Source organism: Limnohabitans sp. (assembly GCF_031538885.1).
Classification (GTDB): Bacteria; Pseudomonadota; Gammaproteobacteria; order Burkholderiales; family Burkholderiaceae_C; genus Limnohabitans.
Genome location: NZ_JAVKLW010000107.1, coordinates 1 through 6,051 on the forward strand (window position 1 = coordinate 1; position 6,051 = coordinate 6,051).

Genomic DNA, 6,051 nt, shown 5'->3' on the forward strand with positions numbered 1-6,051 from the left:
ATGGCGTTGGCCCCTGCGTGGTGGTCTTCGTGCAGTTTGAAAAACGGCAGCGCGTTGTCCCAGCGCCAACGCGCGTCACCCGTGATGTCCGCCCATTGGTCGTAGTCACGGGCTTGGCCGCGCATGTAAATCATGCCGTTGATGCTGGAGCAACCGCCCAACACCTTGCCGCGCGGGTAGCGCAAGCTGCGGCCATTCAAGCCCGCGTCGGGTGCGGTGGTGTAGAGCCAATCGGTGCGTGGGTTGCCAATGCAATGCAAGTAACCGACGGGGATGTGAATCCAGTGGTAATCGTCTTTGCGACCTGCTTCGATGAGCAACACGCGTTTGCTGGCGTTGGCACTGAGGCGGTTGGCCAACAGGCAGCCTGCCGTGCCTGCGCCGACGATGATGTAGTCAAACTGGGTGTCACTCATGCCAATGTCTCAACTCTTTGTTGTTGTGTGCAGGGATGGTAGCTTGCTTGTGTGCGTTGATTGTTTCAGTTGCAACAGCGCCAACCCCAAGCGAAGACAAGTTACTTAGACGTCGGCATCACAAACTCAGCGCCCTTGCCAATGCTCTCAGGCCAGCGCTGCATGACGCTCTTTTGCTTGGTGTAGAAACGCATACCTTCTTCGCCGTAGGCGTGCATGTCTCCGAACAAGCTCTTCTTCCAGCCACCAAAACCGTGCCATGCCATAGGCACTGGAATTGGCACGTTGATACCGACCATGCCCACTTGGATGTGGCGTGCAAATTCCCGGGCCACGTTGCCGTCGCGGGTGAAGCAGCTCACGCCGTTGCCAAACTCGTGCGCGTTGATGAGGTCCACGGCTTGTGCCAAGTCAGCGACACGCAGGCAGCTCAACACGGGGCCAAAGATTTCTTCTTTGTAGATGCGCATGTCAGGCGTGACGTTGTCAAACAAGGTGCCGCCCATCCAGAAGCCGTCTTTGCAGCCATCGCCTGCTTGTGCGCCGTCAAAGTTGCGGCCATCGACCAGCAAGCGTGCGCCTTCTTTCACACCTTGTTCGATGTAACCGGTGATGCGTTTGTGCGCGATGTCAGTCACGATGGGCCCCATTTCGGCGGCGAGGTTGGTGCCGTTCAACACCTTCAAGGCCCTGGTGCGCTCAATCAGTTTGGGCATGAGGCGCTCGGCTACATCACCCACCAACACGGCCACGCTGATGGCCATGCAGCGCTCGCCCGCAGAGCCGTAGGCGGCACCAATGAGGGCGTCTACGGCTTGGTCGATGTCGGCATCGGGCATGACGACCATGTGGTTTTTTGCACCGCCCAAAGCTTGCACGCGCTTGCCATGGTGGGCGCCAGTTTCATAGATGTAGTTGGCGATGGGCGTGGAGCCGACAAAGCTCACCGCTTTCACATCGGGGTGAACTAGCAACGCGTCCACCGCTTCTTTGTCGCCTTGCACCACGTTGAACACGCCGTCAGGCAGTCCCGCTTGTTTGAGCAGCTCGGCCATGAAACGCGCGGGGGTGGGGTCAATCGGGCTGGGCTTGAGCACAAAGGTGTTGCCTGCGGCGATGGCCACGGGGAACATCCAAGCGGGAACCATGACGGGGAAGTTGAAAGGGGTGATGCCGGCCACCACGCCGAGGGGCTGGCGCATGGTCCAGTTGTCGATACCGGTGGAGACTTGCTCGGTGAAGTCTCCCTTGAACAGCTGGGGAATGCCTGTGGCGAACTCAACAATGTCGATGCCACGGCTGACCTCGCCCTGCGCATCGGTGAACACCTTGCCGTGTTCGGCCGTGATCATGTGGGCCAGTTTGTCTTTGTTGGCGTTGAGCAATTCCAAGAACTTGAACATCACACGCGCACGGCGCAGCGGGGGCGTATCGGCCCAAGCGGGGAAGGCCTTGTGTGCGGCAGCCACGGCCGCATTCACATCGGCCACATTGGCCAAACTCACCTCGCCCGTGACGGCGCCGGTGGCGGGGTTGTACACGGGCTGAGTGCGAGTGCTGCTGCCATTGGCAACGGCACCGTTGATGTAATGAGCGATGTGTGTGTGTGTCATGGTGTGTCTCGGTGTTTTGAAAAGATGACGCAGTGTAGGTAGGGCTTTGGCATTGAACAAGCACCAAAGGTTGAATTGATTGTTCAAAATAGTGAACAATCAAGCCATGAATGATCAAAAAATCAGTCAACTTTGGCACCACCTGCATTGGTTGAGTGTGCTGGCGCAGCAAGGCAGCTACACGGCAGCCGCGGCCCGCTTGGGTGTGAGCAAGGCGGCCATGAGCCAACGCATCGCCGAGCTAGAGCGCGCCGCGCGTGTGCCACTGGTGCAGCGCACCACGCGCAGTGTGCGTTTGACCGAAGCGGGCCAACGCTTGGTGGATGACACCCGGGCCTCGTTTGAGCAAATCGCGCACAGCTTTGCCCAAGTGCGCGACTTGGCCGGCGTGCCCAGTGGCTTGCTGCGGGTGACCGCGCCCGTGGCCTTTGCGCGCCAGCAGCTCGCGCCGCATTTGGCTGATTTTTTGCGTCAATACCCCGAGGTGCGCATCGAGCTGGACATGGCGGACCGCCTCAGCAGTTTGGCGACCGAAGGTTTTGACTTGGCTATTCGCCACACCGCCCGCCCGCCCGACACACATGTGGCGTGGACTTTGTGCAGCACGCATTCGGTGTTGGTGGCCAGCAAAAGTTATTTGCGCCGTGCGGGTACGCCACAGCGCCCGAGTGATTTACAAGCCCACAACTGCTTGCATTACCTGCGTGCGCAAGACGCGCCCACATGGACGCTGGCGCGTGTGAAACCCAAAATCAAAGCCCATGACGAACGCATCACCGTGCCCGTGACGGGCCAACTCGCCGCAAACAACAGCGAGGCTTTGCGCGAAGCGGCGTTGACCGGTTTGGGCATCGCCTTGTTGCCAGACTTCAGCGCACAGGCCGCTTTGCAGCAAGGCAAGTTGGTGCAGGTGTTGCCAGGCTGGAAGTTGGTGGACGCGTTTGCCCAACAGATTTATGCCATTCGCCCGTACTCACCGCATGTGCCGCGCGCGGTGGCGGCGTTTGTCGATTACTTGCGCCAAGTTTTGGCGACGGGCTTTGCAGGGTGACGATGTTGCCCCCGCACCGCCATGGGCCGCGCTCATGCGCCCCAGCTTGGCGTCCACCTGGGCAAGCATGCGCAAAATGTCGGTTTCTTCACCCACATTAGCTTGAAGCGGCGCATGGAGACCGTCTTCGGTGCGAAGTTGCTTATAATCAAAAGCAAATTGAATCATCGCCCCAGAAAGCGATTGGGATTCAAGACGTCTCATGGAGTATCCATGCCTCGTTAAACACAGGCGCACTTCATGCTCGAATCCGCTGATCATTTTCAAGCTCCTATTTTATGAAAATCAAAGTTCAAAACCCGCCACAGAATCAATCGCACCAAACCCTCCGCGTGTCTGGTGTCGCTGCCTGTGATATTCAGGCGGCCACTTGGCGTGGTGAGGATTTGTTGTTCCAAATAAAAAAAAATGAAGTGTTGATACTGAAAGGCGTCAACGCCAAACGCCAGAGCAACTCGAGCTTCTTTTTGGTGTTTGACGACGTCAGCATACCGCTCGCGACCTTTGCACCTAACTTAGTTCAACCCACTACGGATAAGGCGCCTCATGTGCCCCCATTTGAAACAACACCGCCTGTCAAAGTAAGCAAACTCCCTGGCAAACCAGGCCGGACTGGCCCACAAAAAAATGCCACTTTAGACGCAGACGACGCATGGGCCGACCAAGCCTTGGCTATCTTGGCCCAAGCTGAGGCGCAGCAGCCTAGTAGCAGCGCCTACACGCCCGTCACAGCTACGACCGCAGAGACTGTCAGCGCGTTGCCAACACTGGACGTGGATGAGGGTGAAGCTGCAACAGTCACCCCTAGTTCCAAAAACAACGTTATGGGTGGCATGTGGAGTTGGCCCGAGCTTGCGCCGAATGTTGGTGCGGGTGCTGTTGCGCTCTCGCATGGTGGCGGCTCATTGGCTGCTACATTTGCCCCCGCAACAAGCAGTGTCAGCGGTACTGTTACCTTAGGGCCGCTGATTAAGGGCAATAACTTGCTTATCAAGGTCTACGACGTCGACGGTAACCTTTTAGGTTCAGAAACCGCCAAGGCCGATGGCTCGTTCGCCGTCAGCCTTAGCAAAATGCCCGTCAACGGTGTGATTCGTGTGGATGCGGTGGGGGTGTCTGACGGCAAGCCAGACTATATTGGCGAAGACGGAGTTCCAAGAGAGTTTGTGGGTGTTGTCAGTGCGATTGCGACGCTGACAGAGGCTGGGTCAAACACCATCAATATCACGCATGTCACCGACTTGTTGGTGCGCAAATTGGCTTCCATGCAAGGCCTGGCTATCACGTCTGCGCAAGTCAAAGCCACCAGTGCCGCCTTTGCCAAGGCTTTGAGCTTGGGGGACGGCACAATTCCTTTAGAGCAAATCGCTCCCAAAGCCACCGTTGCAGTGGGCAGTAATGACACAGGGGTTGCTCCCAGTGTGGTGCCAGACCTCTATGGTCAAGTGCTCAAAGCTGTGTTTGAGCAGGTCAAAGTGGCAAGTACAGGTGCAAGTGCATCCACGTCAGGCTCTGCGCAAGACAAAGTTGCTGCTGCCGTCACCGCCGCTAACACGGTGCTCACTGCACTGGCCTCCAACGTTGACATAGCAATATCAGGGGCCATAGGCGCCACGCCTAAGGTGGTGGTCAAACTAGGCGCCAATAACACCACGGGCCTCGCTGCAACCATGTTGTCCGCCAAAGTGGCCAACTTTGCGCAAACACCCACCCCTGACAACGCGCCCACGGCGACAGACTATCGCGCCGCAGGCGTTGCGGTGACAAGCCCTGAGGCGGTATTTGAGATGAACAGGGTGGCTGTCGCTGCCGTGAAGACGGCTGAATCAGAGGGGGCGACCAACATAACGCTTGTAGATGCTGTTATCACTGCTACCACGCAAGCGGTTTCAAGCATCAACACGGCCCCTACAGCCGTCGCCCTCCCCACGGCGCTGGCGAACCACAACATCGCCGAGAACACCCCCGCCAGCGCCCGCATCAAGGTTGCAGACCTAGCTGTCACCGACGCGGATGGCGTTGGCACCAACACCTACACCTTAGGTGGCGCGGACGCTGCTTACTTTGAGGTAGACGGCCAAGCCCTCTACCTCAAAGCTGGCACAGCCCTCAACTTCGAAGCCAAATCTAGCTACGCCGTCACCGTTGCCGCGCAAGACAGCAGCGTGGCAGGCAGTGCGTCCACGCCTGCGGTTACCTACACCCTCAACGTCAGCAATGTCAACGAAGCCCCGGCCACCCATGGCGTGGTCGCCCCCGTCACCGCCACGGTGGGCGCAGCCATGGCAGACGTTGACCTGTCTGGCAAATTCACTGACGTGGATGCATGGGACGCACTCAGCTACAGCCTTAAAGCTGGCAGCACCTTGCCAGCGGGCTTGGTACTTAGCGCCACCACAGGCCACATCTCAGGCACACCCACACGCGCCACCAGTGGTGCCACCCGCATCACCGTGGTTGCCACAGACAGTGGCAACCTCAGCGCAGAGCAAACCTTTGCTGTCACCGTCAATCCCGCGCCGCCTGCGGCTGACACAATCCCGCCCACCTTCGTAGGCGGAACCAGCAAAACCGTCAGCTTTGCAGAGAACGCCACCCGCGCTGCCTACATCGCCGCCGCCGTCGACAACGTCGCTGTCACCAGCTATGTGCTGGCAGGTGGTGCTGACGATGGTTTGTTCAATTTCGATACCCGAACAGGTGCGATCAGTTTCAAGACCAGCCCGAACTATGAGGTGCCTGGCAGCGCAGGCAATAGCAACGCTTACGTCATCAAAGTCAAAGCCAGCGATGCTGCGGGCAACAGCAGCACACAAACCATCACGATCAACGTGACCAACCTGAACGACGCGCCCACAGGCGGCGTGAGCATCACGGGCACGGCCACACAAGGGCAGACCTTGACGGCCAGCCACACCCTTGCAGACGCAGACGGCATCCCGGTCACAGGGGCGGGCGCAATCAGCTACCA

General features: G+C 58.6%; 4 protein-coding genes. 2 read left to right on the forward strand and 2 right to left on the reverse strand.

The window, feature by feature from the left end; genetic code table 11:
* Both RMS03_RS08660 and RMS03_RS08665 read right to left on the reverse strand, forming a co-directional pair.
* Positions 1 to 416: GMC family oxidoreductase N-terminal domain-containing protein (locus RMS03_RS08660; RefSeq protein WP_310626673.1), on the reverse strand; the 416-nt coding region annotated here is incomplete at its 3' end.
* 101 nt (positions 417 to 517) lie between these two features.
* Positions 518 to 2,029: a CoA-acylating methylmalonate-semialdehyde dehydrogenase gene (locus tag RMS03_RS08665; RefSeq protein ID WP_310626674.1), complete on the reverse strand. Its 1,512-nt coding sequence runs from the start codon at positions 2,027 to 2,029 to the stop codon at positions 518 to 520.
* A gap of 106 nt (positions 2,030 to 2,135) precedes the next feature.
* Here RMS03_RS08665 and RMS03_RS08670 point away from each other — a divergent pair, with 106 nt between their 5' ends.
* Positions 2,136 to 3,080 carry a LysR family transcriptional regulator gene (locus RMS03_RS08670; protein ID WP_310626675.1) on the forward strand — a complete coding sequence of 315 codons (945 nt, stop codon included), beginning with the start codon at positions 2,136 to 2,138 and terminating at the stop codon, positions 3,078 to 3,080.
* A 278-nt stretch (positions 3,081 to 3,358) separates the two neighbouring features.
* Positions 3,359 to 6,051 (forward strand): putative Ig domain-containing protein (locus tag RMS03_RS08675; protein ID WP_310626676.1); only part of this gene is annotated, 2,693 nt, incomplete at its 3' end.

What these genes read in the sequence shown, in the direction of transcription:
- RMS03_RS08665 (WP_310626674.1), bottom strand. Translation starts at nt 2,029, where the DNA reads ATGACACACACACACATCGCTCATTACATCAACGGTGCCGTTGCCAAT.
- RMS03_RS08670 (WP_310626675.1), top strand. Translation starts at nt 2,136, where the DNA reads ATGAATGATCAAAAAATCAGTCAACTTTGGCACCACCTGCATTGGTTG.